Origin of the sequence: Jiella pacifica (genome assembly GCF_010500815.1) — a bacterium.
GTDB classification, from domain to species: Bacteria; Pseudomonadota; Alphaproteobacteria; order Rhizobiales; family Rhizobiaceae; genus Jiella; species Jiella pacifica.
Genome location: NZ_JAAAMG010000002.1, coordinates 293,853 through 320,716 on the forward strand (window position 1 = coordinate 293,853; position 26,864 = coordinate 320,716).

The 26,864-nt window shown below is 65.1% G+C and carries 23 protein-coding genes; 11 read left to right on the plus strand and 12 right to left on the minus strand.

Annotation, left to right across the window (positions count from 1 at the left end; all coding sequences use genetic code 11):
• Positions 1-146: 146 nt before the first annotated feature.
• A complete protein-coding gene (locus GTK09_RS04070; RefSeq protein WP_376767943.1) occupies positions 147-647 on the minus strand; it encodes a class I SAM-dependent DNA methyltransferase in 501 nt (166 codons plus the stop codon).
• A gap of 695 nt (positions 648-1,342) precedes the next feature.
• Between GTK09_RS04070 and GTK09_RS04075 the strand changes: the two genes are divergently transcribed.
• The 5 genes from GTK09_RS04075 (at position 1,343) to GTK09_RS27335 (ending at position 7,798) form a co-directional block, all read left to right on the plus strand.
• Positions 1,343-2,395, plus strand: coding sequence for a Fe(3+) ABC transporter substrate-binding protein (locus GTK09_RS04075; RefSeq protein WP_163461211.1), 1,053 nt, complete (start codon positions 1,343-1,345; stop codon positions 2,393-2,395).
• Positions 2,396-2,414: 19 nt separating this feature from the next.
• The gene (locus GTK09_RS04080; protein ID WP_163461212.1) at positions 2,415-4,109 is read left to right on the plus strand and encodes an ABC transporter permease; all 1,695 of its coding nucleotides are present in this window, start codon (positions 2,415-2,417) and stop codon (positions 4,107-4,109) included.
• Positions 4,110-4,283: 174 nt separating this feature from the next.
• Positions 4,284-4,649, plus strand: coding sequence for a hypothetical protein (locus tag GTK09_RS04085; protein WP_163461213.1), 366 nt, complete (start codon positions 4,284-4,286; stop codon positions 4,647-4,649).
• Positions 4,650-4,682: 33 nt separating this feature from the next.
• Positions 4,683-6,965 carry a pyrroloquinoline quinone-dependent dehydrogenase gene (locus tag GTK09_RS04090; protein ID WP_246217687.1) on the plus strand — a complete coding sequence of 761 codons (2,283 nt, stop codon included), beginning with the start codon at positions 4,683-4,685 and terminating at the stop codon, positions 6,963-6,965.
• A 101-nt stretch (positions 6,966-7,066) separates the two neighbouring features.
• On the plus strand, positions 7,067-7,798 hold the full coding sequence (locus GTK09_RS27335; protein ID WP_163461214.1) for a hypothetical protein: 732 nt from the start codon (positions 7,067-7,069) through the stop codon (positions 7,796-7,798).
• 74 nt (positions 7,799-7,872) lie between these two features.
• Here the strand turns inward: GTK09_RS27335 and GTK09_RS04100 are convergent, their stop codons facing one another.
• Complete coding sequence (locus GTK09_RS04100) at positions 7,873-9,825, minus strand: acetoacetate--CoA ligase (RefSeq protein WP_281353334.1); 1,953 nt, start codon at positions 9,823-9,825, stop codon at positions 7,873-7,875.
• Between the two features lie 278 nt (positions 9,826-10,103).
• On the opposite strand from GTK09_RS04100, the gene GTK09_RS04105 reads away from it, so the two are divergent.
• The gene (locus GTK09_RS04105) at positions 10,104-11,846 is read left to right on the plus strand and encodes an AsmA family protein (protein WP_163461215.1); all 1,743 of its coding nucleotides are present in this window, start codon (positions 10,104-10,106) and stop codon (positions 11,844-11,846) included.
• 147 nt (positions 11,847-11,993) lie between these two features.
• A complete protein-coding gene (locus GTK09_RS04110; RefSeq protein WP_163461216.1) occupies positions 11,994-13,364 on the plus strand; it encodes a hypothetical protein in 1,371 nt (456 codons plus the stop codon).
• A gap of 23 nt (positions 13,365-13,387) precedes the next feature.
• Here the strand turns inward: GTK09_RS04110 and GTK09_RS04115 are convergent, their stop codons facing one another.
• From GTK09_RS04115 to GTK09_RS27140, 8 genes are all read right to left on the minus strand, one after another.
• Positions 13,388-14,206, minus strand: coding sequence for an ABC transporter permease (locus tag GTK09_RS04115; protein WP_163461217.1), 819 nt, complete (start codon positions 14,204-14,206; stop codon positions 13,388-13,390).
• Positions 14,206-15,165: an ABC transporter permease gene (locus GTK09_RS04120; RefSeq protein ID WP_163461448.1), complete on the minus strand. Its 960-nt coding sequence runs from the start codon at positions 15,163-15,165 to the stop codon at positions 14,206-14,208. Before GTK09_RS04120 ends, GTK09_RS04115 begins: the two co-directional genes overlap by 1 nt.
• Positions 15,166-15,172: 7 nt before the next feature.
• Positions 15,173-16,309, minus strand: coding sequence for an ABC transporter ATP-binding protein (locus GTK09_RS04125; protein WP_163461218.1), 1,137 nt, complete (start codon positions 16,307-16,309; stop codon positions 15,173-15,175).
• A gap of 67 nt (positions 16,310-16,376) precedes the next feature.
• Positions 16,377-17,471: a polyamine ABC transporter substrate-binding protein gene (locus tag GTK09_RS04130; RefSeq protein ID WP_163461219.1), complete on the minus strand. Its 1,095-nt coding sequence runs from the start codon at positions 17,469-17,471 to the stop codon at positions 16,377-16,379.
• A gap of 124 nt (positions 17,472-17,595) precedes the next feature.
• Complete coding sequence (locus GTK09_RS04135) at positions 17,596-18,108, minus strand: GNAT family N-acetyltransferase (RefSeq protein WP_203560880.1); 513 nt, start codon at positions 18,106-18,108, stop codon at positions 17,596-17,598.
• 55 nt (positions 18,109-18,163) lie between these two features.
• A complete protein-coding gene (locus tag GTK09_RS04140; protein ID WP_163461220.1) occupies positions 18,164-18,958 on the minus strand; it encodes an aspartyl/asparaginyl beta-hydroxylase domain-containing protein in 795 nt (264 codons plus the stop codon).
• Positions 18,959-19,109: 151 nt separating this feature from the next.
• Positions 19,110-20,531 carry a helix-turn-helix domain-containing protein gene (locus tag GTK09_RS04145; RefSeq protein ID WP_163461221.1) on the minus strand — a complete coding sequence of 474 codons (1,422 nt, stop codon included), beginning with the start codon at positions 20,529-20,531 and terminating at the stop codon, positions 19,110-19,112.
• Positions 20,532-20,616: 85 nt separating this feature from the next.
• Positions 20,617-20,757: a hypothetical protein gene (locus GTK09_RS27140; protein ID WP_203560881.1), complete on the minus strand. Its 141-nt coding sequence runs from the start codon at positions 20,755-20,757 to the stop codon at positions 20,617-20,619.
• A gap of 399 nt (positions 20,758-21,156) precedes the next feature.
• Between GTK09_RS27140 and aceA the strand changes: the two genes are divergently transcribed.
• The 3 genes from aceA to GTK09_RS04160 all read left to right on the plus strand — a co-directional run bounded on the left by aceA (position 21,157) and on the right by GTK09_RS04160 (position 24,714).
• Positions 21,157-22,464 (plus strand): isocitrate lyase, encoded by a 1,308-nt coding sequence (gene aceA / locus GTK09_RS04150; RefSeq protein ID WP_163461222.1) that lies wholly within the window; start codon positions 21,157-21,159, stop codon positions 22,462-22,464.
• Positions 22,465-22,690: 226 nt separating this feature from the next.
• The gene (locus GTK09_RS04155; RefSeq protein ID WP_083593112.1) at positions 22,691-22,948 is read left to right on the plus strand and encodes an SMc00767 family acetate metabolism repressor; all 258 of its coding nucleotides are present in this window, start codon (positions 22,691-22,693) and stop codon (positions 22,946-22,948) included.
• A 245-nt stretch (positions 22,949-23,193) separates the two neighbouring features.
• Complete coding sequence (locus tag GTK09_RS04160; protein WP_163461223.1) at positions 23,194-24,714, plus strand: SH3 domain-containing protein; 1,521 nt, start codon at positions 23,194-23,196, stop codon at positions 24,712-24,714.
• A gap of 134 nt (positions 24,715-24,848) precedes the next feature.
• Here GTK09_RS04160 and irrA read toward each other — a convergent pair whose 3' ends face one another.
• Positions 24,849-25,301 (minus strand): iron response transcriptional regulator IrrA, encoded by a 453-nt coding sequence (gene irrA, locus GTK09_RS04165; protein WP_163461452.1) that lies wholly within the window; start codon positions 25,299-25,301, stop codon positions 24,849-24,851.
• A 164-nt stretch (positions 25,302-25,465) separates the two neighbouring features.
• Positions 25,466-25,933 carry a hypothetical protein gene (locus GTK09_RS04170; RefSeq protein WP_163461224.1) on the minus strand — a complete coding sequence of 156 codons (468 nt, stop codon included), beginning with the start codon at positions 25,931-25,933 and terminating at the stop codon, positions 25,466-25,468.
• Between the two features lie 317 nt (positions 25,934-26,250).
• Between GTK09_RS04170 and fabA the strand changes: the two genes are divergently transcribed.
• Positions 26,251-26,778 (plus strand): 3-hydroxyacyl-[acyl-carrier-protein] dehydratase FabA, encoded by a 528-nt coding sequence (fabA, locus tag GTK09_RS04175; RefSeq protein ID WP_163461225.1) that lies wholly within the window; start codon positions 26,251-26,253, stop codon positions 26,776-26,778.
• Positions 26,779-26,864: the final 86 nt, after the last annotated feature.

Consider the following 26,864-nt stretch of genomic DNA (forward strand, 5'->3'; position numbering starts at 1 on the left):
CAGGGATGCAGCACGGTCTGGCTTCGCGCCGTGCCAAGCGGCCGGTCGAGAACCGGACCCACAAACGCAAGACGGGCCGCGCGAGGCGGCCCGTCGGGTTGGTGCAAGGACCAAGCCCGGATCGGTCCGGGCTCGGTCTTCCAAATTCAGTTCTGCCTGCGGCCTTTGCCGTAAACCCAGTAGTGGGCGCCCTCTTCGGCAATGTAGCGGGCGTCCGGCATCGACGTGACGAGGTGGAGGTCGCCGTCCGCCTCGACTTTCTGGCTGGCGGCCGCGAAGTCCGTGCCTTCGAGATAGCTGTTTCGGGTCGAGGTGACGAGATAGCCGTCATCCGACAGATAGGACGCCAGTCGTCTCAGACCGTCCGGCTCGACATGACCGAGCGTGAACACGCCGCAACAGACGATCAGATCGTATTTCTCGTCGAAGACCGGAGCCTTGTCGACATTGAGATCGACATTGGCGGCCAGCTTGTCGTAGACGCCGGTCTCTCGCGCGATGTCGCACATCTCCTGGGAAAGATCGAAGCCGTCGATGGCCTCGAAGCCCTTCGCCTTCAGCTCGATCCCGCCAAGCCCGGTTCCGCAGCCGGCATCCAACACGCGAACCGTCTTCGACTCGCGGCAAAGATAAGTGTCGGCCACCATCAGCGCGATGCTGGCGATTGCCTTCGGCCCACCGTATTCTTCGTTCTTGACGTCATTGTCGTAGCGTTCGGCCCAGTCCGCATAGTATTTTTCGAGCTTTTCAGTGTCACCCGCAAGCACGTGCGATGCATGGATGGTGTTTTCCGAATTCGACAAAGTTCGACCTCTCGTCTGATTGCGATAGTTTCCACGCTTATAAGATGACGCAATGCAGCGTACAAATCGAGTCTTGACATCGATGTTTTTGCGAACTTTCTCGTTTGCCTTTGATATTATGAAGATTTCACGATTACCCGTGAAACGCTTTATGGGCGCTTTCGCTCAGAAGGCGCAGGACATGCGGCATCAATGGATTTTTTCCCGGCCTGGAGCGCCTCCCTGCCTGAACACCCGCTTCCAATGCGGAACGAAAACGTGATCAAGATCATCCAATTTAGAATAGCGACAAAAGTCGCCGTAACGGCTTGAAACGGTTGAGGCGGCCGTGGCGCCTGACCGTACTGCAAGCTTTTACTTTAGAACTCTTCCAAGGCTTTGATTTTACTGCCGAAAGCGTTGCTGTTATGCCCTCCCGGCATCGCAGAGTCGGTGCGGTTCTGAGCCGACCCGCTGGGTGCCGAGGCAAAGGGAGCGCACCGGCGAATGGGTTGCACAGCCGCCCCACCTCCAGTTCGGACCCGACAGGACAGAGTCAGATGAAACGTTCCCGTTCCGCCCGCACCGCCCTGCCCATTGGCCTCTCACTCCTCGTCTCGGCAACCCTTGCGGCGCCGGTCGCACAGGCTGCGGACGTCAACATCTACACCTCGCGTCAGCCGGAGTTGATCCAGCCGGTCCTCGATGCCTTCACCGAGGAAACCGGTCTTTCCACCGCAACGATCTTCATCGACAAGGGGCTGGAGGAGCGGGTCAAGGCCGAGGGCGCCAATTCGCCGGCCGATCTCATCATGACCGTCGACATCGGCCGTCTCGACGCAGCCAAGCAGGCCGGCGTCGTCCAGCCGGTCGAAAGCGCCGTGCTTGCCGAGAACATTCCAGAGCAATTCCGCGACGGCGAAAAGGAATGGTTCGCGCTGACGGCCCGCGGCCGGGTCGTCTACGCCTCGAAGGACCGCTTCGATGCCGACTCCATCACCTATGAGGAACTGGCCGATCCGAAGTGGAAGGGCCGGCTGTGCACGCGTTCCGGCCAGCACCAGTACAACATCGCACTGATCGCCGCCTACATCGCCCACCACGGCGAGGACGCCGCGCGCCAATGGGTGACCGGCCTGCGCGACAATCTCGCCCGGCGGCCCGAGGGCGGCGACCGCGACCAGGCCAAGGCGATTTTCGCCGGCGAATGCGACATCGCGATCGGCAACACCTACTATGTCGGCAAGATGGCCACGAACGATAAGGAGCCGGAGCAGAAGGAGTGGGCGAACGCCATCAAGGTGATCATGCCGACCTTCGACAACGGCCTCACCCACGTGAACATCTCGGGCGTATCTCTGGCCAAGAACGCGCCGAACGCGGACAATGCGGTCAAACTGATGGAATTCCTGTCGAGCGATGAAGCCCAGAAGATCTACGCCGAGCTGAACTACGAGTATCCGGTCGAGCCCGGCATCGAGACCTCCGATCTTGTGAAGTCCTTCGGCGAACTCAAGCCCGATTCGCTGCCGCTCGACGAGATCGCCGAACACCGGACCAAGGCTTCCGAGATCGTCGACGAGGTGAACTACGACGGCGGCCCGCAGAGCTGAGAAACCCTGCGGCTCGCCGATGTCCGTCATCCCCTCCGACAATATCCGGCGCTTCCTGCCGTGGCGCATCGAGCGCCGCGGCAGGGGCGACGACGGCTATCTCGCCGTCGCCTTCGTCCTGGCTGCTCTCGTCGCCATGCCTTTCGCGGCGCTCGTCTGGCTCGCCGCGTCGGGCTCCTCGTCGAACTGGTCGCATCTGGCAACGACGATCCTGCCGGAGGCGAGCCGGGTCACGCTCCAACTCATGCTCGGCGTCGCGGTTCTCACCGGCACCTTCGGCGTCGTCACCGCCTGGCTCGTGGCGAGTTTCGACTTTCCCGGCCGGCGCCTGTTTTCCTGGGCGCTGGTCCTGCCTCTGGCGGTTCCGACCTACATCGCCGCCTATTGCTTCGTCGAATTCCTGCATTTCGCCGGGCCGGTGCAATCGGCGATCCGCGCCGTTTTCGGCTTTCAGTCCAGTCGTGACTACTGGTTTCCGGACGTGCGCTCGCTCTGGGGCGCGATCCTCATCCTCTCCTCGGTGCTTTATCCCTACGTCTATCTGACGGTGAGGATGGTGTTCCTGATGCAGGGCCGCAAGGCGGCCGACGTGGCGCGCACCCTCGGCGCCTCGCAGGCCACGGTCTTCCTGAAGGTGCTCTTTCCCCTCGCCCGGCCCGCCATCGCCATCGGCGTGTCGCTGGCCTTGATGGAATCGGTCAACGACATCGGCGCGGTCGAATTTCTCGGGGTGAGGACGCTGACCTTCGCCGTCTATTCGACCTGGCTCAACCGCGGCGACCTCTACGGCGCGACCCAAATCGCGCTTCTGATGCTGGCGGTGATCGTGCTTCTGGTGATGGTCGAGCGGTTCGCTCGCCGCAAGCAGCGCTTCACCCTCGGCCGGGCCGACCGGCCGCAGCCCGGCTCGGAAAAGCTCTCGGGCGGCAGGGCCTTCCTCGCCTCGGCCGCCTGCGCCTTGCCGATTCTCCTCGGCTTCGCCATTCCCTTGCTGGTTCTCGGCGACTTTGCGCTCAGGCGGCTCGATCAACTGGGCGACCCGCAACTCTGGCGGGCGCTCTTCCACACCGTCACGCTGGCCGGCACGACCGGCCTCGTCACCGTCCTCGTCGGCTTCATGCTGGCCTATGGCGTGCGGCTGACCGGGTCGAAGCGCTTGCTTCTCATGACCCGTCTCGCCGTCCTCGGCTACGCGGTTCCCGGCACCGTGCTCGCCATCGGCATCCTCATCCCGCTCGCCGGTCTCGACAATTGGGTGGACGCGCGGATGCGGGCGGGCTTCGACGTATCGACCGGGCTGCTGCTGACCGGCTCGGGCATTGCCATCGTCTATGCCGGCTTCGTGCGCTTCATGGCGATGGGCCACGGCTCGCTGGAGAGCGGCTTCACCAAGCTCTCGCCGCATCTCGACATGGCCGCCCGCACCCTCGGCCGGTCACCGGGTGCGACGCTCTTCGAGGTGATCCTGCCCCTCATGCGTCCGGCGCTGTTGACCGCATTCCTCCTCGTCTTCGTCGAGGCCTCCAAGGAGCTTTCCGCGACGATCCTCCTGCGCCCCTTCGATTTCGAGACGCTGGCGACCTTCGTCTATGCCCAGACGTCGCGGTCTGCCTTCGAGGACGGCGCCGTGGCGGCGCTGCTGATCGTCCTCGTCGGGATCCTGCCGGTGGCGATCCTCAATCGGTCGATCCTCGCAGAGACGGCCCGCGGCTGAGTGAAAAAAGCGAGCCGGGTTTGCGTCCCCGGCGAGCCGGTCGCGCTATTCGTTGATTGGCCGCGCATCCCTCCCCTCCCAAAGACGTCCCGCCACCCTAGGTCGGGCAGGTGTGACGCCCGCTGTCCTGTGAGCGACCGGCAGGGCCGCATTCGTTCAAGGGGATAGGATTCGATGTCGGAAATCTCAGAACCACGCACGGCGGGAGGCGCATGGCTGGTGGTCGCCGCGGCCGGCGTCGCGGCAGTCGTCGCCTTCGTCAATCTGGTCAATAGCGGCAACGGCATCGCCTGGAGCTTCGGCGCCTGGCTGGTTCTCGGCTCCAGCCTGCTCGTCGCCTTGGGAGGCGCCCTCCTCGCGCTCCATCTGGTTCTGTCGAAGGGGCTGCGCGGGCTGATGGCGGTGCTGGTGCTGCTCGGGATCGTCGGCACAGGGGTCGCCGCCTATTTCCTCACCGCCTGGATTCTTCTCGTCGCCATGGGCGTGGCGCTGGTGGGCTGGCTGATCCATGTCGCCGCCGACCCATCGCCCCTCGATTGACGACGCATTTCTCGCTGACGGGACACGACACCCATGAAAATCGCTAGAACGGCCGCAACTTCCGCGGCTCTTACCCTGATCTTCACCCTCGCCACACCGGCCCTGGCACAACAGGACAGCAACGGCGGGCAGAGCCCTCAGGCACCACAATATGGCGTAACCGACGAGCCCGGCGACGTATCCGAGGAGGGCGCCTCCACGACGGGAAGCGAAGCGGCCCCTGGCAGCCAGGATTCTGGCAGCCAATCCGGAGCTTCTCAGACAGGGGAAGAACAGGATGCCGCCGGCCAGGGAAGCGAGGCCGGGCAGGACGATGAGGCCTCCCAAGAAGCGGGATCGGACCAGCAGTCGCCGGGCCTCACGAGCCAGCCGACCCAGGGCGGCGGCAGCGTCGAACGGCCTGTGGGCTCCGACGCGGCTGCCACCCAGGGCGACGAGGCCAACACCGCCGAGGCGAGACAACCCCAGAAGCCCGACGCATGGATGCAGGATCCCAATAGCTGGGCGACGTTCAACGGCGATCTGATGGCGCAGAAATATTCGCCGGTCGACCAGATCACGCCCGACAACGTCGAAAATCTCGAAAAGGTCTGGGAGTATCACACCGGAGACGTCTCGGACGGCTCCGGCGACATTCCCACAACCGTCTGGTCGGCAACGCCTCTCTTCGTCAACGACACGCTTTACATCGGCACGCCGTTCTACCGGATCATCGCGCTCGAACCGGATACCGGTAAGGAGAAGTGGAGTTTCAACCCGGATGCCCGGCTTGAGGCCCTCACCCAGCCGGCGATGAAGAACCGCGGCGTCGCCTATTGGCAGGCGGAGAACCCGCAGGAAGGCGAGGCCTGCCAGAAGATCGTCTATATCGGAACGATGGACGCCAAGCTCTACGGCGTCGACGCGGACACCGGCAAGCCTTGCGAGACCTTCGGCCAGAACGGCATGGTCGACGTCAACCAGTGGAATACGGTCAACGACAAGTGGCCGCTGTCGCTCCTGCAGGCGCCCACCATCTATCACGACACGATCTTCCTCGGCTGGGCCGGCAAGGATTGGACGGATAGCGCTGCCCCTCCCGGCACCGTCTTTGCCCTCGACGCCAAGAGCGGCGAGTTGAAGTGGATGTTCCACGCCTTGCCGAACGAGGTGATCTCGCGCACGGGCACGGCCAATGTCTGGGCGTCGATGTCCCTCGATCCCGAGCGCGGCCTTCTCTACATTCCGATCTCCTCGCCGAGCCCGAACTATTACGGCGGCGACCGCAAGGAGGAACTGCCGCTGGCAACGTCGGTCACCGCTCTCGACACCGATACGGGCGAGGTGGTGTGGAGCCGCCAGCTGATCCACCACGACATCTGGGACTACGACACCGTCGCCCCGCCGACGCTCGTCGACATCCAGAAGGACGGACAGACGGTCCCGGCCCTCGTCCAGACGTCGAAACAGGGCTTCATCTACGTCCTCAATCGCGAGACCGGCGAACCGATTTACCCGATCGAGGAGCGGCCGGTCCCGGCCTCGGACGTTCCGGGCGAGGAGGCGTCGCCGACGCAGCCCTTCGTCGACAAGCCGGCGCCGGTGATCGGCGACGACTGGCCGGGGGTTTCGCCGCTGGCGGATGCCGTCAGCTTCGGCGAATGCTCGCGCCGGGCGGAAGGCTATCGCTGGGAGGGCCGGTTCACCCCGCCCAGCCTCGAAGGCACCATCGCCTATCCGCCGACGACCGGCGGTTCGCAATGGGGTGGCGGAGCGGTCGATCCGACGACCGGCATCTACGTCGTCAACTCGAACTCCGTGGTGCAGATCTACACGCTGATCCCGCGCGACGAGTTCGAGCAGAAGAGCCAGGACGGCGAGACCTCGGGCTATTATGCGCAGGGCGACGTCGCCTATGGCTTCAAGCTCGAGACCTTCCTCAACTGGGCGGGCATGCCGTGCTGGAACGGGCCCTATGGCACGATCGCGGCCTATGACCTGAAGACCGGCGAGCGGCTGTGGAACGAGCCCTTCGGTCAGGTGCAGAAATACGGCTTCTACATGCCCGAATCCTGGGGCTCGGTGACGATCGGCGGGCCGGTGATCACCAAGTCGGGGCTGATCTTCATCGGTGCTTCGATGGACTCCCGCGTCAGGGCGCTCGATCTGAAGACCGGCGAGGTGCTGTGGAAGGGGCTGGTCGACGCGCCGGCGGTGTCGCTACCGGCAGTCTACACCTACAAGGGCCGGCAATACGTCACCTTCGTCGTCGGCGGCAACACGATCCTGCTGCCGAAGGTGTCCGACCAGGTGGTCACCTTCGCTCTCCCAGAGTAGCCGGATAAAAAGTTTGCTCTTGTTGTCAAGGCGTTGCCGGGGAACCGGCGACGCCTTGCGGCGTTTGTTCTCGGGCACCGGCAACAAGAGAGATCAGGGATATGAAACGTCTTTCCATTCTTCTTGCCGGGGCGGCTCTCTGCAGCCTTCCGGCCACGGCAGCCTTTGCGGATTGTCGTGAAGAACTCGCGAGCCTGAAGGCGGACGGCACGACCACCGCCTCGGTCGCTTCGTCCGGACAGAGCGGCATGTCCGGCTCTGCGGACGCCTCCGCGACCACGCCAGGCACGACGACGAATTTCGAAACCGGCCAGACCACCGGCGCCGCGGCCGCGAGTGGCGGCGAGCAGGCCGGACAGATTTCCAAGGACGGCAGCCTCGCTCCCCTCGAAAACGCTGGGGACGCCGAAAAGAGCGCCTCGGCAAGCGGCACAGGCCAGCAGACCGGCACCATGTCGAACGATCAGTCCTCGGCGTCTGCGCAGGGTATGACTGCGGGCACCTCCGGCACCGAGAGTGCAGGCAGCGTTTCCAAGGATGGCCAGACGATGCCGATGGCGAGCGGCCAGGGTGGCGGCGAGCCGAACGTCGCCATGTCAGGCCAGGACGCCGACGCCCAGCAGTCCGGCCAGCAGACGGCTGCTGCCAGCAGTGGTCAGGGCACCGGCAACGACGCGGGCGGCTCGCAGCAGATGGCTTCGGCCTCGGGCGGCGGCTACGACCAGGCGATCCAGCGCGCCCAGAGCGCTCTCGACTCGGGTGACGAGGCAGCTTGCCTCGCGGCAGTCGAGGAAGCCCGCGGAATGCAGGGCGGGCAAAATTCGGCCCAGTGAACCCGCCTCCCCGAAGGACTATTCATTGCCCGTGCGCACGATCCGCACGGGCATTTTTTTGGGTCGGCACGTCTTCAGACGGACAGCTCCGCCCGCCCCTCGAATTCCCCCAGCGCTTCTGGATTGGCCAGCGCTTCTTTATTCTTCACCGGCCGTCCCTCCACCACCTCGCGCACGGCGAGTTCGGTGATCTTGCCGGACTTGGTGCGTGGGATGTCCTTCACGGCCAGCACTTTCGCCGGAACGTGGCGGGGCGAGGCGCCGGTGCGGATGGCCTCCTTGAGGCGCTTGACGAGTTCGTCGGTGAGGTCGGCTCCGGCGGCGAGCTTGACGAAAAGGACGACGCGCACGTCCCCCTCCCAGCTCTGGCCGATGCAGATGGCTTCGGCGACTTCCGCGAACTGCTCGACGATGTTGTAGATCTCCGCGGTTCCGATCCGTACGCCCTGCGGGTTCAGCGTCGCGTCGGAGCGGCCGTGGATGACGATGCCGCCATGACCCGTCCATTCTGCGAAGTCGCCATGGGCCCAGACGCCGGGGAAGCTCTCGAAATAGGCGGCCGTGTAGCGCTCGCCACCCGGATCGTTCCAGAATTCGATCGGCATGCAAGGGAACGCCTTCACGCAGACGAGGTCGCCCTTGCCGCTCCGCAGCGGTTTGCCCTCAGGATCGAACACGTCCACCGCCATGCCGAGGCCCGGCCCCTGGATCTCGCCCTCATAGACGGGTCGCGTCGGGACACCAAGGACGAAGCACGAAACGATGTCGGTACCGCCGGAAATCGAGGCAAGATGGACGTCCGTCTTCACCGCCTCATAGACGTAGTCGAAGCTTTCCGGCGACAGCGGCGAGCCGGTCGAGGCAATGACCTCGACGCTCGCAAGATCATGGCTCTCCAGGGGCTTCAGCCCGAACTTGCGGGCCGAGTCGATGTATTTGGCGCTGGTGCCGAAGAAGGTCGCCCGCTCTTCGGCGACGTAGTCGAAGACGATCGACTTGTGCGGGTGGAAGGGCGAGCCGTCGTAGAGCAGGAGCGTGCTTCCACCGGCGAGCGCCGAGACCAGCCAGTTCCACATCATCCAGCCGCAGGTGGTGAAATAGAACACCCGTGAGCCCTCGCGGTTGCCGCTGTGGAGGAGATGCTCCTTGCGGTGCTGGATCAGCGTACCGCCGGCTCCGTGCACGATGCATTTGGGAACGCCGGTCGTGCCGGAGGAAAACATGATGTAGAGCGGGTGATCGAAGGGCAGCCGCTCGAAGGTGAGCGGCGCCGGCTCATAGGGCGCCATAAACTCGGCCAGCGACACGCCATTGTGGCTGGCGGCGGCAGCCTTCGCACCGTCGCCGACATAGGGCACGACGATCGTCTTCCTCGGCGCCAGCTTTTCGCTGATGGCGCCGAGCTTGTCAGCGATGTCGATCTCTTTGGATGCGTAGAAATAGCCGTCGCAGGCAACCAGCAGCTTCGGCTCGATCTGGCCGAAGCGGTCGAGAACCCCGCGCTCGCCGAAATCCGGCGAACAGGACGAGAAGACCGCCCCCAGCGACGACGCGGCCAGCATGACGGCGACGGTTTCGGGCAGGTTCGGCATCATCGCCGCGATTCGGTCGCCGCGACCGATCCCCTCGGCGCGAAACGCCTGCTGCAGCCGTGAGACGATGGTGCGAAGCTCGTCCCAATTCCATCGGTAGGAAACCCTGTCCTCTCCACGGAACACGAGGGCATCGTCCGTACCGTTTCCGGCGAGGAGATTTTCGGCAAAGTTCAGACGCGCGTCGGGAAAGAATCGATCCTTGCGCATCGAGGTTCCCTCGATGAGAGTGCGCTCGCCTTTGTCGCCGACGATCCCGCTGAAGTCCCAGAGAAGCGACCAAAAGGCCCCGCGATCCTCGATCGACCAGGCATGCAGCCCCTCGTAATCGTCGAAAGTTCGGCCCGTCGCCTCGTGGGCCGCCTGTATGAAGTGCGTCATCGGGTGCCCCGCGACCCGCGCCGCAGAGGGAATCCACAAGGGTTTCTCGTTCATCTTTGAACCTGCCTCCAACCGCCTTGCTGGTGCCATACCCATGTAACAAAGGCAACGAGCCGTCGATCCCCAGCCGTCCATAGGGGGAAATCCGCATCGAAGACGCTGCGGCCAGCTTTCGTTGATGCCGGCGCGCAGCTACAGGTGCGGACCAAGAGTTCGAAGGGAGAACGGACGGCGTGCGACCCAAATGGCCAGCATCGAGACGACGGGCGACGGAGGGCTCAGGGCCCTCCCTGCGGCGTTGGCGCTGGCAGACGGCCGCGATTGCCGCGGCGATGACGCTCGTCCTCGTCTTCGCCGCCGTGCTGCCGGGCCTCGCGCTGGGATCGGAGGCCGCCCGGGCGCTGGTCGTCGAGCGACTGGAAACCTTGACGGGCCGCAACGTCTCGATCGACGGGCGCATCGATTTTTCGATCCTGCCGCGCGCCCGCCTCAGCCTCGACCACGTGCGGCTCGGCGACGACGACTTCACCATCGACACGCTCGTGGCCGATTTCAGCCTGTTCGACGTCATCGCCGGCAAGGGCAAGATCTCGGGCCTCGTGCTGGTCCGGCCGGAATGGCACACGCACTCCGCCCCGCCGGCCGTCAAAGGCATCGCGGCGGGAACCGGCAGCGGGCTTCTGGCCGGGCTCCACTCGCTGCTCGGCCGCCTCGGCGGCATCGGCGAGGTCGAGATCCGCGAAGGTCTGTTTCGCCCCGCCGGGCTCGGCTTTGCCGGCTCGCGGGGGGTCAGCAACGCCAATGTCCGGATCGATCAGTCGGGCTCCGGGGACACGCTGCGCGTTGCCGGCAGCTTCGTCTGGAACGGCCAACCGACGACGGTCGATCTCGAAGTTTCGAGCGACCGACCGCTGATCGAAGGCGGCCAGGGCAACGTCGATTTCAGCCTTGATTCGCCCGCTCTCACCGCATCCTATTCCGGCACGGCCGCGATCGCCGATTTTCGCCGCGCGGAGGGTCGTCTGTCGCTCTCGACACCGTCATTCACCCGCGGCATCGAATGGCTGTTCGCCCCCTCGACGCGGATTCCCGAGCTCGGGGCGATCAATCTGGCAGGCGACCTGGTTTTCCAGGGCCAAAGCGCCGAACTGCGGGAGGCCGCTCTGAGCATAGCCGGATCCCAAGGCCGCGGCGCCATGGAGGCCCGGCTGGAGGGCGACATGCCGGTGATCGGCGGCACTCTCGCCTTTCAGGAGCTGAACCTCACGCCGATCGTTCGCTCGATCGCCCCCTATCCGCGCAGCCCGTTGGATTTCGAGCGGCCGCTGGAGGTCGACTTCGCCGACGCGCTGCAAATGGAGATCCGCTTGTCGGCGACGGAACTGGCGCTCGGAACGATCCCCTTCGAGGACGTCGCAGCAGTGGTCAGCGTCGGCGACGGCACGGCCAAGCTCGACGTCGGCGACGCGACACTGTTCGGCGGCCGGGGCCAGGCAGCGATCGCCATCGACGGGCTCGCCGGCCGACCTCAACGGGTCCATGGCTGGATCAGCGCCAGCGGCATCGACACGGCCAGCCTGATGTCGAGACTTTCCGTCGATTCGATCGGTCTCAGCGGCAGATCGGCGATACGTGCCAAGCTCGAGGCGCCCGCCGACAATTGGCGCGCTGTCCTGTCAGGCCTCGCCGCGACGGCGCAACTCGATGCGCGCGACGGCACGATCTCCGGCTTCGATCCCGGCGTTTTTGCCGAGCCCGGGGCGCGGCCGCTAACAGCCGGAGCGCGGGACGGCTCGATCCCCTTCATCGCACTCGATGCGGCGCTGAGGCTCAATGGCATGACGATCGACCTCGAACGGATCGAGCTCCACAACCGTTCGGGGACGTTGACGGCGGCAGGGCGATATTTCGCTAAGTCGAACGAGATCGAGGTTGCCGGTGAATTCGCCCCCGACCCGGCCTCCGCGCGTGCGCGGGCCGGCGCGCCATCGGCTGAGGCGAAAGCGGTCAGCTTCATGATGACGGGCAAATGGCCGACCCCCTCCGTGACGACCGAACCCGCGCCGACGCGATGATCGGCGCCCTCACGCGTCGCGGCGACATGGGCGCTTCGGCCATGACCGCCGTCTCCGGCTTGGCTCGCTCAAGCTCCTGAGCGCACAATCCTTCCGATCGCCGAGAAATCCTCTCCAATCATCATGACCACGAAGCGAAATTGGCCCATGCCGCGCCGCGCCGAAAGCCCCATGCCCCCTGCCGCCACCCTCCCCTGCCGCAATATCGGCGGGCGCCTTGCCGCGATTCGCGCTGCAGCATCGGCGTCGCTCGCGGTCCTCGTGCTGATCGCCGCGACCGGACCACTCGCCGCGCAGTCGGTGATCAAGCTGGGCCAAACGACCGCCCCGAAGTCGGATCGAACGACCGGCACGGTCAGTTGCGGCGCCGGCAGATACCACGCGGCATTGGCGGCGATCAGGGACGGTCAGTATCAGGCCGTCAAGACGGCCCGCGAGACCGCCGCAGAGCCCGATCCGGACCTGCCGGGACGTCTCATCTTCACGCCCATCGTTCCGCCGAAGAGCACCGCTGGCCGCCAAGCGCTGATGTCGGCCAATCAGCTCGCCCGCTCCGGCAACCGGCCGGCATGGATGGCCAGCCCCGATTCCCGCTGGGTGATGAAGGAGGTTTCCAACGAGCTCGGCCGCTATCTCGGCCAGGATGAGACGGAATATCTGTGCGGCGGCGTTCCGGACTATCTGAAGACCCTTCGCGGCTATCTCGCGAGGTTCGGCGGCGACCAGAAGACGCTGGAGAGCCTTGAAGCCGGGCAGGCGCAGATTGCCTCCGACAGCATCCTCGCAACGCGCGCCGCGCTACGCCCGGTGCCCCTGCCGACGCCGGCTCCCGCCACGGGCGTAGCCCCCGCCGATCCCTCACCCGCAAATGGCAAGGCGGCATCCACCGATGCGGAAGCTCCGCTCGCCGGGAGCGACCTCAGACCGGCCGTCGGGATGCGCGACGCCCCGCATGGCGCTCCGCCGGCGAATGCCGCGCCGGCCGGCGAGACGCCGGCCCGTAGCACCGAGACCTTTCCGGCCTCGACGGGAGGAACCGTGCGCACTGCAACGGCCACTGCCGAAGTCGAGGGCGATCCTGACCTCCCGCCGCTGAAAGCGCCGCAGCCGGTCGATCTGTCGACCGACGCCGCTCGTCTCGCTGCTCTCGATGGCTTGATAGAGGCTGCAAGGCACAGCGGCGCCCTTGATGAAACCGTTCAAGTGCCGGCGCCGGCGGCCGTTGGATCCGATGCAGGCGCGAGGACGGCTGATGCCGGAACTTCGGGTGAGGCAACCAAGCGCCCCGTGCTCGCCCGGCTCGCTGCGCTCAGGCCCCTCGTCTACGGTTCGAACTCGCCGATCGCAGACGTTGCCGTCCGGCGGCGACTGATCGACAGCTTTTCGGCCATCGAGATCCTCGACTATCTCCACCACCGGCCCGCGGAGAGCGACGATTCCGTCACCGCCGCGATCGGTCGAACGCTCGATGCGATCAGCGAGGCCCATGCGCAAAGCTGCAACTGCGCAGGAAACTGAAACGTCGGTCCACGCGCGGAAACTCAGCCGTCGGCCGCCAGCCGCTCGTTCCGCGCCTGGCGCACCAGGCGGCGCTTGTTGATCAGCGTGGTGATGATGACGCCGACGGAGACGATGGCGATGAGAATCGTGCAGACGGCGTTGATCTCCGGCGTCACGCCAAGCCGCACCTGGCTATAGATCTTCATCGGCAGGGTCGTCGCCCCCGGCCCGGTGGTGAAAGAGGCGATGACGAGATCGTCGAGCGACAGAGTGAAGGCGAGCATCCAACCGGCAGCGACCGCCGGCCAGATCAACGGCAGGGTGATCTGGAAGAAGGTCACCGTCGGCGTCGCCCCGAGATCCATCGCGGCATCTTCCAGGGAGCGGTCGAAGCTGACGAGCCGCGACTGCACGACCACCGTGACGAAGCACATGGTGAAGCTGATATGGGCGAGCGTCACCGTCCAGAAGCCGCGGTCGAAGTCGATGGCGACGAAGAACAACAAGAGCGACAGGCCGGTGATCACCTCCGGCATGACCAGCGGCGCATAGACCATGCCGGTCATCAGCGTCCGGCCGGTGAAGCGCTTGTAACGCGCCAAGGCGATCGCCGCCATGGTGCCGAGAATGGTGGCGACGCTGGCCGACAGCACCCCCACCCGGAGAGTGACCCAGGCGGCGTCGAGAAGGCCGCGATTGTTCCACAGCTCCCGATACCAGACCGTCGAAAAGCCGGACCAGACCGTCACGAGGCGGGAGGCGTTGAAGGAATAGACGACGAGCAGGACGATCGGCAGATAGAGAAACGAGAAGCCGAATACCATCGAGACGACGTTGAACTTCGACAGCCGCCAGCCCATCAGCCGATCCTCGCCTGCTGGCGCTGAAAGATCACGATCGGCACGACGAGGATGGCGACCAGCACCACGGCAACGGCCGAGGCGACCGGCCAGTCGCGGTTGGTGAAGAATTCCAGCCAGACCGTCTTGCCGATCATCAGGGTGCGCGAGCCGCCGAGGAGGTCGGGGATGACGAATTCGCCGGCAGCCGGAATGAACACCAGGAAGCAGCCGGCGATCACGCCCGGCAGGGACAGCGGAAAGGTGATCGTCCAGAACGACTTCAGCGGCGGCGAGCCGAGATCGGCCGCCGCCTCGGTCAGGCTGTGATCCATGCGCTCGAGGCTGGCATAGATCGGCAGTGTCATGAATGGCAGGTACGAATAGACGATGCCGATGAAGATCGCCGTCGGTGTGTTGAGGATCACCAGCGGTTCGCTGATCAGGCCGATCGATATGAGCAGTTGGTTAAGCAGTCCCTCTGGCTTCAGGATGGCGATCCACGCATAGACGCGGATAAGGAAGCTCGTCCAGAACGGCAGGATGACCAGCATCACCAGCGTCGTTCGCCAGGCCGGCGGCGCCTTGGCCATGCCGTAGGCGAGCGGATAGGCGATGAGGAGCGTCAGGACCGTCGACGCCGCGGCGATGGCGAGGCTGAGCGTGTAGGCGTTGAAGTAGAGATCGTCGCTCGAAATCCAGACGTAGTTGTCGAGGGAGAACTGCGTCAGCGCGCTCCACCACGTCGAGGGATCGCCGAAGGTCGGCAGATAGGGCGGCATCGCGACGGCGGTCTGCGACAGCGAGATCTTGACGACGATCAGGAACGGCACGAGGAACAGGCCGGCGAGCCAGAGGAACGGCACGCCGATGACGACGCGGCGGAAGAGACCTCGCGATCCGAGCCCCCACGCTCGTCGCCCCCCGGCGTCGCCCCCCTGGCTTCGATCGACCGTTCGTGTTTGCGCGCCCTCGCCCATCACCGCCCTACTGCGTCAACACCAGGCCGGCATCCTCGTCGAAGGTGACGAAGGCTCGGTCGTGCCAGGTCAGTTGCAGGGGCGACTGCCGGGTGGCGTTGACCATCGCCACCTTGACGATGGCGCCGGTATCGAGGCGGATGTGGAAGGAGGTGACCGGCCCGAAATAGGCGATGTCCCAGACTTCCCCTTCCATGACGTTCGGCCCGGAGATCGGCTCGGCGGCGATCTTCAGCTTTTCCGGCCGCAGCACGTAGGACACATTCTGGCCGGCCTCGACCGGAACGTCGCGCTCGGCGACGATGTCGAAGCCGCCCGTCGTCTCGATCGTCACGCGGTCGCCCGTCGCTGCGCGCACCGTCCCGTCGAAGACGTTCACATTGCCGACGAAATCGGCGACGAAGCGGGAATTCGGCGCCTCGTAGATCTCCGCCGGTGGGGCCACCTGCAGGATCCGCCCTTTGTCCATGACGGCGATGCGATCGGCCAGCGTCATCGCCTCCTCCTGGTCGTGGGTGACCATGATGAAGGTCGTGTGCAGTTCGTACTGCAGATCGGCGAGTTCGAACTGGGTCTCCTCGCGCAGCTTCTTGTCGAGGGCGCCGAGCGGCTCATCGAGAAGCAGAACCTTCGGCCGCTTGGCGAGAGAGCGAGCGAGCGCGACGCGCTGGCGCTGACCGCCGGAAAGCTGGTCGGGCTTGCGCTTGGCATAGTCCTCCAGCTTGACCAGCTTCAGCACCTGCTCGACGCGGTCGGCGATCTCGCCCTTGCCCATTTTCTCCTGCTTGAGGCCGAAGGCGATGTTCTTCGCGACGCTCATATGCGGAAAGAGCGCATAGGACTGGAACATCATGTTAACCGGCCGCCGATAGGGCGGAATGCCGGACATGTCTTCGCCGTCGAGGATGATCCGCCCCGAGGTCGGCATGTCGAAGCCGGCGAGCATGCGAAGCAGGGTGGACTTGCCGCAGCCGGAGGCTCCGAGCAGCGCGAAGAACTCGCTCTCGAAGATCGACAGGCTGAGATCGTCCACCGCCTCGAAGTCGCCGAACCGCTTGGTGACGCCCTCGAACCGCAGGAAGGGGGATGCAGCCGGGTCGATCCAGGGCGCGAAGTTGCGGCGGATGCTGCCGAGCGATTTCATGGCGCGCTATGCACCATTGGCCGCGAACGCCACGCTGCGGCCGAAGTCTCGACTTGCATGTGCCTCCCTACTGCCCCGTCACGATGCTGGTCCACAATCTCGTCTGCATCCGCTGCGCCTTCGGATCCTTCGGCAGTATCGCAGTAAGCCGCTTCTGCGTTGCCTCGGGGGGATAGACGCCGGGATCGTTCAGAATGCCCTCGTCGACGAACTTCTTCGCCGCGAGATTGCCGCTGGCATAATTCACCACATTCGTCGCTTTGGCGATGACCTCCGGCCGCATCAGGTAGTTCATAAATTCGTGCGCGGCCTCCGGATGCGGCGCATCGGCCGGGGTCGCCATGTTGTCAAGCCAGATCACCGCGCCTTCGCGCGGGATGACGTATTTGACCTCGACGCCCTGCTCGGCCTCCTTGGCGCGGTCGCGCGCCTGCAGCATGTCGCCCGACCAGCCATGGGCCATGCAGATGTCGCCATTGGCGAGCGCCTGGATGTTCTCCGATGAGTGGAACTTGCGGACATAGGGCCGGATCGCCATCAGGAGGTCCTTGACCTTGGCAAGATCGTCCGGATCGTCGGAATTGGGATCAAGACCGAGATAGATCAGCGCCGCCGGCACCACCTCGTCGGCCGTGTCGAGCACGTAGATGCCGCAGTCGGAGAGCTTTTCAGCGAGTTTCGGATCGAACAGCAGCGACCAGGTGTCGAGCGGCTGATCCTCGCCGAGCCTCTTCGTCACCTCCCTGGCGTTGAGGCCGAGCCCCGTCGTGCCCCACATGTAGTTGATCGCATATTCGTTGCCCGGATCGTAGGTCGCCAGGCGATTCATGATCTCCGGGTCCATGTTCTCCAGATTGGGCAGCTTCGACTTGTCGAGCTTCTGGAACACACCCGCATTGATCTGGCGGGCGAGGAAGCTGCCGGTCGGAACGACGATGTCATAGCCGGTGCCGCCGGTCAGAAGCTTGGTCTCGACGAGTTCGTTGGAATCGAACACGTCGTAGACGACCTTGATACCGGTTTCCTTGGTGAAGTCGGTGAGGATCTGCTCGTCGATATAGTCCGACCAGTTGTAGACGTTGACGACCTTGTCCTCGGCCTGAGCTCCGCCCGCCATCACGGCCGTCGCAAGACCGAGCCCCGCCAGAAGTTGCCTGATCATTGGAACCACCCCCCATTTCCAGATGCCATCACGCGCCTGCGAACCATGGCGGCGACCATAGCGGCAAAAACGACGGGATTCCTAGCCCGGCCGAGTCGAGAAATGGTACAAATGCGCCGGCTGCTCAATCCTGCATCACGCGGACCATGAAACGGGCATCTTCGCCATAGGCGGCAAGCTTTTTCGGGGAGACTTGATCGGCCGCCTCGACGAAGCCGAAGCGGCGCCAGAACGGCGCGGTCCCATAGACCGAGATCAGGCAGGCGCGGGGAAAGCCGTCGGCGATGTCGAGAAAGGCCTCGACGATGGCGCCGGCATGCCCCCCGCCCCGGGCCTCCGGCCCGATCGCGACGTCGTGGATGTAGAAGGCGTCCGCCTCGGGCGGGATCGCCCCGATCAGCGTATCGAGCGAGGGCGGATGGGGATAGCGGATCGGGTGGGCGAGCGCATAGCCGGCGACACTCTCGCCAGTATCGAGAACGCGGCAGCCTTCCGGGAAGAGGTCCAGGCGTTCGGCGAAGACGGTCTCGTCTTCGGGCAAGCCCGGATGGATGCGGCCGGCAAGTCGCATCACCGCCGGAAGATCACAGGCCCGCATGAGACGCCAAACCGGCGACAGGCGGCGCATCGACGTCATGCCGGCGGATGCGGAAGGCGCATCGAAGCGGCGAAAGCCGCCGCCGCGATCACCATCACCGGTGCTTGGTGCCCTCGCCGTAGAACAGCTTTTCCCACTTCTTGTGCGCCTTGTAGCCTTCGCGGATGAAGGGCGTGAACACCGCCATGTTGAGAATGGCCTTGTTGGTCATCTTGGCGGGGAAGTTCAGCGGCTTCTCGAAGTCGACGAAGAGGACGACGCGGACCTTGTCGGAGTGGTTCCACGCCTCGTGCTCGTAGGCGTCGTCGAAGATCAGCGCCTTGCCCTCTTCCCAGTGACAGGTCTGGTCGTCGACGCGAATGCCGATCTTGTCGGGCTCGTCCGGCACGATCAGGCCGAGATGGAAGCGCAGCACCCCGTTATAGGGCCCGCGATGGGGCGGCAGGTGCTTGCCCGGCTCGAAGATCGAGAACATCGCCGACTTCAGCCCCGGGATCTTCTGCAGGATGCGCCAGGTCTCCGGGCACTGGGCGATGGCGTTCTCCGAGGTGATCCCGTAGCCGCAGAGGAAGAAGGTCTTCCAGTTGCTGTCCGACGAGATCGAGCGAACTTCGGAGGAAATCTCGTGGAACGCCGGCAGATCGCCCTTGCGCACCAGGATCTTGTCGAGTTCGGCGCGGATCAGGTGCCACTCCTTCTCGACCTCCCGCGCCCAGGGGAAGGCATCGGTCTCGAACACCGGCGGATTGCCGACCGCGGAGTGCTTCAGATTGAGCGCCTCGGCACCATCGACGAGCTTCTGGACCGTGCGGGCGACGAGGCCGTCGCGCGTCATCGTGTCCTCGAGGCCCTTTGTCTTCAGATTCTGCTGGCTGACTGGCTTGTCCATGCTTCTACGCTCTGCTCCGCACAGCCCGATCGCCGGGACCGAATCACTCCGGCGCCTACGGGCACCGGTACCCGAACGGGAATTTATGACGGTTCGGTGACGGGTGGGGTTGCCTCGATCGAAAGGATTTTCCGCCGATTTGGACTGCGCTTCACTGGAAGTCAAACGCCGACAGGCCGGTGACCATCTCGTCGAGGCCGAGCGGCCGGGTGAGCGGTGGTTCGGCGCGGGCGAGGCAGGCCTGGCGCTCGCACAGCCGGCAGGCGGGGCCGATCTTGAGGATCGCCGCCTTGTCACCGAGATGGCGCCCATAGACGGTCTCGTCCTTGAAGCCGATGTCGCAGCCGATCAGGATGGCGGTGCGGCGCGGCCGCTCCTCGAAACCGCCCGACAGGCCTTCCAGGGTCCGGGCGATCACCAGGAATTCCGCCCCGTCCGGCATTTCCGCCCGTTCGACGAGGATCTGCCCGGCCTGCGCGAAGGCAGCATGAATCGGCAGTTTCGGACAGCCGCCGCCGAAGCGCTGCAGCGGAAAGCCGCGCGCGCCAGCCCGGCGGAACCGGTTGCCGGCATTGTCGACCTCCAGCATGAAGAACGGTACGCCCGGCGCGCCCTGGCGCTGCAGCATGGTGAGACGATTGGCCGCCTGCTCGAAGGAGACCTGGAAGCGGCCCTTGAGGACGTCGATGTCGTAGGCTGCCCGCTCTGCCGCGCTCTGAAACGCGCCATAGGGCATCATCAATGCGTGAGCGGCGTAGCGCAGCAGCTCGAACCGGGCGAGCCGGCGGGCTTCGTCGGTCTCGAAGGTGAAGGTCCGGCCTTCCGCCTCGATCACCTCGCCGATGGCGAGCTGGCACACCTCCATCGCGGTCTCGCGCGTCCGGTCGGCCGTCGACAGGCGCTCGGACAGAAACAGCCGGCGCGAATGCCGATCGAAGCGCCGTCGCCACAGCGGCATCGTCGCCAGCGGCAGGACGCGCACCGAGACTTCGTGCTCCTTGCGCAGCCAGGCGCGCATCGCCCCGAACAGGTCGTCGCCGGGCGCCAGCCGGGCATGCAGCGCCTCCGCAGCGGTTTCGATGGCGGAAAAGAAGTTCGGCCGCGTCTCGAAGACCTCGTGCACCTCGTCGATCGGCAGGCGCGTGCCGGCCGAGCCGAGCATGCGCCCCTCCCGGGCGAGAAGCTGCGAGAGGTCGCTGAGGCGGGTCTGCTGTTCGCGATAGGCGCGGTAGAGCTTGGCAACGCCCGCGGCGGCATTGGGCGCTGCGTCCGAGAGCTCGACGAGTTCCTGGTCGCCGGGCAGTTCGCCGGCGAGTAGCGGATCGGAGAAGATCGCCTTCAGCTCCGCGAACACCCCCTGCTGACGGCCGGCCCGCAGGTCGGCCAGATCGACCTCGAAGGTTTCGGAGAGCTTCAGAAGAAGCTGCACCGTCAGCGGGCGCTGGTTGCGCTCGATGAGATTGAGATAGGAGGGCGAGATGCCGAGCTGCTCGGCCATCGCCGTCTGGGTGAGGTTCAGCCCGTTGCGGATGCGGCGGATGCGCGGCCCGGCGAAGATCTTGTTCTCGGCCATCAGCAATCGGCCGCCATGCATTCAAGGCTCCGGTCGCGCCCAGACGGGGCCCGATGCCCGAAACGGCCCGTGCGGCCTGGCAGGCTCAGGCAGCCAGCGTCCGGTCGGTCTTGCGGGCGCAGGCCGGCCCCGGGCCGCGCATGTAGTAGCGCTCGGGCCGGTAGGTCGGCCGGAAGAATTCGATGACGGTCCTGATCATGGACACGATGATATGCGGGCCTGACATGACACCCTCGACGGTTTCGTTCCTCCACCTCCCAATGGAAGCGCGAGACTACTTCCCGAAGCTTGACGAAAAGCGAATGAAAAGAGCTGCTTAGGTGCATATCGGAACCATCTGTCAGGCTGTTTTTGGGCAGGGCGCGCCATTGCGGGCGAATTGCCCGGCGATGCGGCTTTCGGGTGACACTCGCGCGGCGGGCGATCGACCTTCTTCCCATCTTTTACATTTTTGACAAGATTACAAATCCCGCTCGTCAAAGACAACACATTGCGACGCGATTTTCCTGCCCGAACCGACCAGTCGGACTTCGTTCGAGGCCAGAACGGTGGCAGTTATCACTCGAGGCGGCGAGGCAAGCGACGACAGCGACTGCCGCAGGCACCGCAGCATGGAGGTTTTGCAATGACTGACTTTTACAATCTGGTTCCATCGGCTTCGGAAGGGCGTTTCGACGAGGTCGCGCGTCCCTACAGTGTCGAAGACGTGATGCGCCTGCGCGGCTCGGTGCAGATCCGCTACACCCTCGCCGAGAACGGCGCCAACCGCCTGTGGCAGCTGATTCATTCTGAAGACTTCGTCAATTCGCTCGGCGCCATGACCGGCAATCAGGCGATGCAGCAGGTCCGCGCCGGGCTGAAGGCGATCTATCTGTCCGGCTGGCAGGTCGCCGCCGATTCCAACACCGCATCGGCGATGTATCCGGACCAGTCACTCTATCCGGCCAATGCCGGGCCGGAGCTCTGCCGGCGCATCAACCGGACCCTCCAGCGCGCCGATCAGATCGAGACCTCGGAAGGCAATGGCCTCTCCGTCGACACCTGGTTCGCACCGATCGTCGCCGACGCCGAAGCCGGCTTCGGCGGGCCGCTCAATGCCTTCGAGCTGATGAAGGCCTATATCGAGGCGGGCGCCGCCGGCGTTCACTTCGAGGACCAGCTGGCGTCCGAAAAGAAGTGCGGCCATCTCGGCGGCAAGGTGCTGATCCCGACCCAGGCCCACATCCGCAACCTGACCGCCGCGCGGCTCGCCGCGGACGTGATGGGCGTGCCCTCCCTCGTCGTCGCCCGCACCGATGCCGAGGCGGCCAAGCTGCTCACCTCGGACATCGACGAGCGCGACCAGCCCTTCGTCGACTACGATGCCGGCCGCACGCCGGAAGGCTTCTACCGCGTCAAGAACGGTCTCGAGCCCTGCATCGCCCGGGCGATCGCCTATGCTCCCTATTCCGATCTCATCTGGTGCGAGACTTCCAAGCCCGATCTCGATCAGGCGCGGCGCTTCGCCGAGGCGGTGAAGAAGGAGCATCCGAACCAGCTTCTGGCCTACAACTGCTCGCCCTCCTTCAACTGGAAGAAGAACCTCGACGACGCGACGATCGCCAGGTTCCAGCGCGAGCTCGGCGCGATGGGCTACAAGTTCCAGTTCATCACCCTGGCCGGCTTCCACCAGCTGAACTTCGGCATGTTCGAGCTCGCCCGCGGCTACAAGGACCGCCAGATGGCGGCCTATTCGGAGCTGCAGCAGGCCGAGTTCGACGCAGAGAGCGTCGGCTACACCGCCACCAAGCACCAGCGCGAGGTCGGCACCGGCTATTTCGACGCCGTGTCGATGGCGATCACCGGCGGCCTATCCTCGACGACGGCCATGGGCGAATCCACCGAAAGCGCCCAGTTCCGCAAGGAAGCACCGCTGCACGTCGCAGCCGAATGACCCCGGCCGGGCGGAGCCGACGGCATCGCCGGACAGCTTCGGCCGATAATTGAACCAGCGGGAAAGCACCAGCCACGGCTCCCCGCTCCGGGGACTGGGCGGCCTTGGGAGATGCCGCCCGGTCCCCCACCGGCACAGAGCCTCGCAGACATCGCCGCCATGTGCGGCAAACGACACCGGCGCGTCGCGGCCTCTGGCCCGCCGCCGGTCATCAGGGAGAAAGATCATGAGTGCAGTCGCCAACGAAGACCGCCCGCGCACCCGCGTCAAGGAGCGGGCAGAGGAGCAGTCGTCCTCCATGGACGAAGCCCAGCAGAGCGCCATCCGCATGCTCGCCAACGACCTGCATCGTCTCAATCAGTCGGTCATGAAGGCCGTCGAAGCCGGCGTCTCGGTCGAACTCGTCCGCTCCGCCCGCCATCACGGCGGCAACGGCAACTGGGGCGACCTGCTCATCCCGGTGGTGTTGAAGAGCGGCGATTGACTTCGGGCGATCGTGGAAATGGGGCACCGCCGGGCAGGATCAGTCCTGCTCGGCGGTGCCCTTGGTAGATCGGCAGGATCGACTGCGCCGTCTAAAGCCCTTCGTCAGCGCAGCCGCCTGGAACGGCTCGAAACAAAACGATTGACTTAGCGTCAACCTGCCGATCATAGGCGAGTTGGGGCGATGGTTGTTCGACTGAGGGTGCCCATGCCCGAAGCGATCGATCGATCATCAGGTTTTGTTCCATGCCGACTTCGTTCACGATGCTCCGGCGGCGCGTAACCGCTCGCGCCCTCCATGCCGTTGCTGCCGGTCTGACGGCCGCGACGCTCATAGCGTTTTCGCTCCCCGCCTCAGCCGCCCAGATCACCATCCGGACCGAGCTCTACGACCGGGCGGCGAAGCTGAAGCGGCTGTTTCCGCCCCGCTCGCTGGCCGGAACGGACGGCGCCAAGGCGGAGGACAGCAATGCCTTCACCGCACTCGATGCCGTTTCGGCGGAACGTTTCGGGGAAACCAGTCCCGCCGTCCTGCGCATCGAGGGCGAGATCGTCAAGGGCGACGCGGAAAAGGTCCGGAAGGCGCTGGAAGACTGGAGCCACTACCCGCTGATCGTCTCCTTCGACAGCCCCGGCGGCGTCTTCGCCGAAGCCTTTCGCATCGCCGAGGCGTTGCGTTACGACATCGAAGGCCAGGACCCACGAATCGCCGGCCTGATCGTCTTTGCCGGCGACGAATGCCTGTCGGCCTGCGCCATCGCCTTTGCGGCCTCCGTCGACCGCGTTCATCCCGAAACCGACACCCGCTTCGTCGAGAGGGGCGGCAAGCTCGGCTTTCACATGCCCTATATCCCGGAAGGAACCGATACGAGCGGAACGGGGGCGCAGGAGATGCTCGGCCTCGGCTACGACGTCGCCGCCGAGATGGTCGCGCTGCTTCAGGACAGCGCCAATCCGCCCGAGTTGCTCCTGCGCATGCTGCGCCATCGCACCGCCTCGTCCTTTTATGTCTTGAACGGTGATCTCGAAACGTGGCGGATGGGATTCACCCCGGTTGCCCTGCCGGAGACGGTGGCTCCGATCGGCCCGTCCGGCCTCGATACGGCCGCGATCGGGCTGTTGTGCAACCTCCATCTGCGGGCCGGCCCGTTTCGCATGAGTGGCGCGGAGGACGAGTTCACCAACTTCCAGCCGTTTCTTTCCGAAGGCGCGAGCAGCGCCGACCTGCCGCTTCTGACCCAGCTTCTCAGCTCCGGCAAAAACTCCTTCGACATCACGGGCGGATGGTTCTCATGCCAGGTCCGCGTCGACGACACCGCAAAAATCGGCATCGCCATCTGGCGCGGAAATGCCGGCTGCGAGGACGCTGCGGTCAGGGAGCCGGGCGAGTTCTGCGCGGCACCCGCCACCGGCGTCGACACCGTCAGCAACTTCTTCCTCGCCGAAGCCTATTCCTGCCGAAACGACGCGGTCTTGCCAGGCACCTTCAACGACGAGAGCAGTCCGAAGATCAAGCGCGACGTCTATCTGCGCGATGCGCCGGGCAGGAGTGGACAGGTCGTGACGACGCTTTCCGCCGGCAGCGAGGTCGCCGTGACGGGGTGCCGCGTGACGGCCGACGATCAGGGGGTGTGGTACGCCGTCAGCCGGCCCGGCGCCGAGGGCTGGGTCTCGGCCCGGTTCGTCGGAGGACATGCGGAGAGTTTCGCCTATCGCGGCGAGCGATTTGCCATCGATCCGCCGGCCGATGGCGAGGGCGCCAATTGAGACGGCCTTATTTATCTCAAGGTGCCGCCGTCTGCGTCCCGAAAACAAAAACCCCGGAACCATCATGGCGCCGGGGCTCTGCATTTCAGCTGATCGGACGGGCAGTCGGCACCCGGGAAGGCGCCGTGCGCTCCTCAGTGACCGCCGGCCTGGCGGGCTGCATCCTTCTTGCGACGAACGCGGACGACGACGTCGACGTTGACGATCTCCATCCCTTCCGGCGGCTCGGGCAGTTCGTCGAGCTTCAGCATTCCGAGCGGAATGTCGATCATCTCGTTCTCTTCCTCGATGAAGAAGTGATGATGATCGGAGGTGTTGGTATCGAAATAGGTGCGCTGGCCCTCGGCCGAAAGCGGACGCACGAGGCCGGCGTCGGTGAATTGGTGCAGCGTGTTGTAGACGGTCGCGAGCGATACCGTCTCGCCCGCCTTGTGCGCCTCTTCGTAGAGTTCCTCGGCGGAGAGATGCCGATCGCCGGCGCCGAACATGAGGTTGCACAAGGCCACCCGCTGCCGGGTCGGCCGCAGGCCCACCGAACGGAGCCGTTCGAACACGCAAAAACCCTGCGTCCGCGTCTGCTTTTCCATTCCCGAAAATGCCATGGTCCGAATTTCGTTCGCCCGCCACCCGAGGAGGTGGGAACCTGTTCAATGGCCGCACATAGCACACTGGCACGTTGGGTGCATCAAAAATCACGGATAAAGTTGATAAATCGATCATGTTTCCACAGATGGCGCAGCTGCTCGCGTCTTCATGGACATCCGGAAGACGCGACGAGGGCGTCGAGCGCCTTCGCCGAGCCCGACAGCGGCAAATCGTAGCGCCCCGCCGGCGTGGCGACTTCCGCTTTGCGGCCCTTGCGCAGTGCCTCGACTAGATCCACCGCGGTCTCGCCCGACACCGAGGCGACGAGCGCCTGTCGCGGCGCCCCTGCCCGCCGCTCTGGTCTGGCCCGGAAACGCCGCGCCGTATCGTCGACGGTCAAGACGACCGAATAGGTCATGGCGGGCTGAAGGCGAGCCGCAAAGCCGAAGAAGCTGAGCGACAGAGCTCGGCCTTGGCAACCGACGGCGAGGCCGTTGAAGCCGCCGTCGGCCCACAACCCGGCCTCACCGCCAGCGAAGCGCCAGCCGGCAGCGTACGCCGGGCTGGGCGCCGCACAAAGGCTGGGGAGAAGGAACAGCGAAAGGCCGAATCGGAGCGCGCGGGAGGTCATCATTTTCGGCTGCATCGGGGCCTTCTGGCGCTTCGGGACGACGGGCGGATTTTCTGCCGCGATCGATCGTTATCTAGACTTACTGGAAAATCTTTGGCGAAGGATTCCAGGCGTGGGGGTTTAAATGTCACTGACCCTCGACACATTTATTGGGCCCTCGTTCCGGCCCCGTCTCGCGCTCGTCAGAGCCGGAACGAGGCCGGGTAGGCAAGGATCTGACGCGCTCGCGGTTTTCACGCGCGCATCCGACATGCTAAGGGCGCGAACGACAACGGCCAAGCTTCAGCCGGCCATCACTTCAGGGCGGAAAATCGACACCGATGACAGCGCGCAAATCCTTCTTCGACTACGACGATCTCCTCGCCTGTGGTCGCGGCGAGTTGTTCGGCGCTGGCAATGCGCAATTGCCGCTGCCGCCGATGCTGATGTTCGATCGGATCACCCGAGTCGAGGAGGCCGGCGGCGAGAACGGCAAGGGCCTGATCACCGCCGAATTCGACGTGAATCCGGATCTTTGGTTCTTCCAGTGCCACTTCCAGGGCGATCCGGTCATGCCGGGCTGTCTCGGCCTCGACGCGCTCTGGCAGATGACCGGCTTCTTCCTCGGCTGGCTCGGCGAAGCCGGCCGCGGCCGGGCGCTCGGCGTCGGCGAGGTGAAGTTCTCCGGTCAGGTGACGCCGAAAGTCAAGCTGGTCGAATATGGCGTCGAGTTTCGCCGCGTCATGCGCTCCAAGCTCAAGCTCGGCATCGCCAATGGCTGGATGAAGGCGGACGGCGAGATCATCTATCGGGCGAGCGACCTTCGGGTCGGCTTGTTCACCGATGCCGACGCCACCGCTGGCGCCTGAGGCGTCCGGCGGCGACGAACGGACTGAATGAACGAAGAACGAAGCGGGCCCCTCCATTGGCGAGCGGCGACCGCTTCCTCGAGACG

Coding starts and splice junctions, on each gene's coding strand:
- GTK09_RS04070 (WP_376767943.1), bottom strand. CDS start 647: ATGGTGGCCGACACTTATCTTTGCCGCGAGTCGAAGACGGTTCGCGTG.
- GTK09_RS04075 (WP_163461211.1), top strand. CDS start 1,343: ATGAAACGTTCCCGTTCCGCCCGCACCGCCCTGCCCATTGGCCTCTCA.
- GTK09_RS04080 (WP_163461212.1), top strand. CDS start 2,415: ATGTCCGTCATCCCCTCCGACAATATCCGGCGCTTCCTGCCGTGGCGC.
- GTK09_RS04085 (WP_163461213.1), top strand. CDS start 4,284: ATGTCGGAAATCTCAGAACCACGCACGGCGGGAGGCGCATGGCTGGTG.
- GTK09_RS04090 (WP_246217687.1), top strand. CDS start 4,683: ATGAAAATCGCTAGAACGGCCGCAACTTCCGCGGCTCTTACCCTGATC.
- GTK09_RS27335 (WP_163461214.1), top strand. CDS start 7,067: ATGAAACGTCTTTCCATTCTTCTTGCCGGGGCGGCTCTCTGCAGCCTT.
- GTK09_RS04100 (WP_281353334.1), bottom strand. CDS start 9,825: ATGAACGAGAAACCCTTGTGGATTCCCTCTGCGGCGCGGGTCGCGGGG.
- GTK09_RS04105 (WP_163461215.1), top strand. CDS start 10,104: ATGACGCTCGTCCTCGTCTTCGCCGCCGTGCTGCCGGGCCTCGCGCTG.
- GTK09_RS04110 (WP_163461216.1), top strand. CDS start 11,994: ATGCCGCGCCGCGCCGAAAGCCCCATGCCCCCTGCCGCCACCCTCCCC.
- GTK09_RS04115 (WP_163461217.1), bottom strand. CDS start 14,206: ATGGGCTGGCGGCTGTCGAAGTTCAACGTCGTCTCGATGGTATTCGGC.
- GTK09_RS04120 (WP_163461448.1), bottom strand. CDS start 15,165: ATGGGCGAGGGCGCGCAAACACGAACGGTCGATCGAAGCCAGGGGGGC.
- GTK09_RS04125 (WP_163461218.1), bottom strand. CDS start 16,309: ATGAAATCGCTCGGCAGCATCCGCCGCAACTTCGCGCCCTGGATCGAC.
- GTK09_RS04130 (WP_163461219.1), bottom strand. CDS start 17,471: ATGATCAGGCAACTTCTGGCGGGGCTCGGTCTTGCGACGGCCGTGATG.
- GTK09_RS04135 (WP_203560880.1), bottom strand. CDS start 18,108: ATGACGTCGATGCGCCGCCTGTCGCCGGTTTGGCGTCTCATGCGGGCC.
- GTK09_RS04140 (WP_163461220.1), bottom strand. CDS start 18,958: ATGGACAAGCCAGTCAGCCAGCAGAATCTGAAGACAAAGGGCCTCGAG.
- GTK09_RS04145 (WP_163461221.1), bottom strand. CDS start 20,531: ATGGCCGAGAACAAGATCTTCGCCGGGCCGCGCATCCGCCGCATCCGC.
- GTK09_RS27140 (WP_203560881.1), bottom strand. CDS start 20,757: ATGTCAGGCCCGCATATCATCGTGTCCATGATCAGGACCGTCATCGAA.
- aceA (WP_163461222.1), top strand. CDS start 21,157: ATGACTGACTTTTACAATCTGGTTCCATCGGCTTCGGAAGGGCGTTTC.
- GTK09_RS04155 (WP_083593112.1), top strand. CDS start 22,691: ATGAGTGCAGTCGCCAACGAAGACCGCCCGCGCACCCGCGTCAAGGAG.
- GTK09_RS04160 (WP_163461223.1), top strand. CDS start 23,194: ATGCCGACTTCGTTCACGATGCTCCGGCGGCGCGTAACCGCTCGCGCC.
- irrA (WP_163461452.1), bottom strand. CDS start 25,301: ATGGAAAAGCAGACGCGGACGCAGGGTTTTTGCGTGTTCGAACGGCTC.
- GTK09_RS04170 (WP_163461224.1), bottom strand. CDS start 25,933: ATGATGACCTCCCGCGCGCTCCGATTCGGCCTTTCGCTGTTCCTTCTC.
- fabA (WP_163461225.1), top strand. CDS start 26,251: ATGACAGCGCGCAAATCCTTCTTCGACTACGACGATCTCCTCGCCTGT.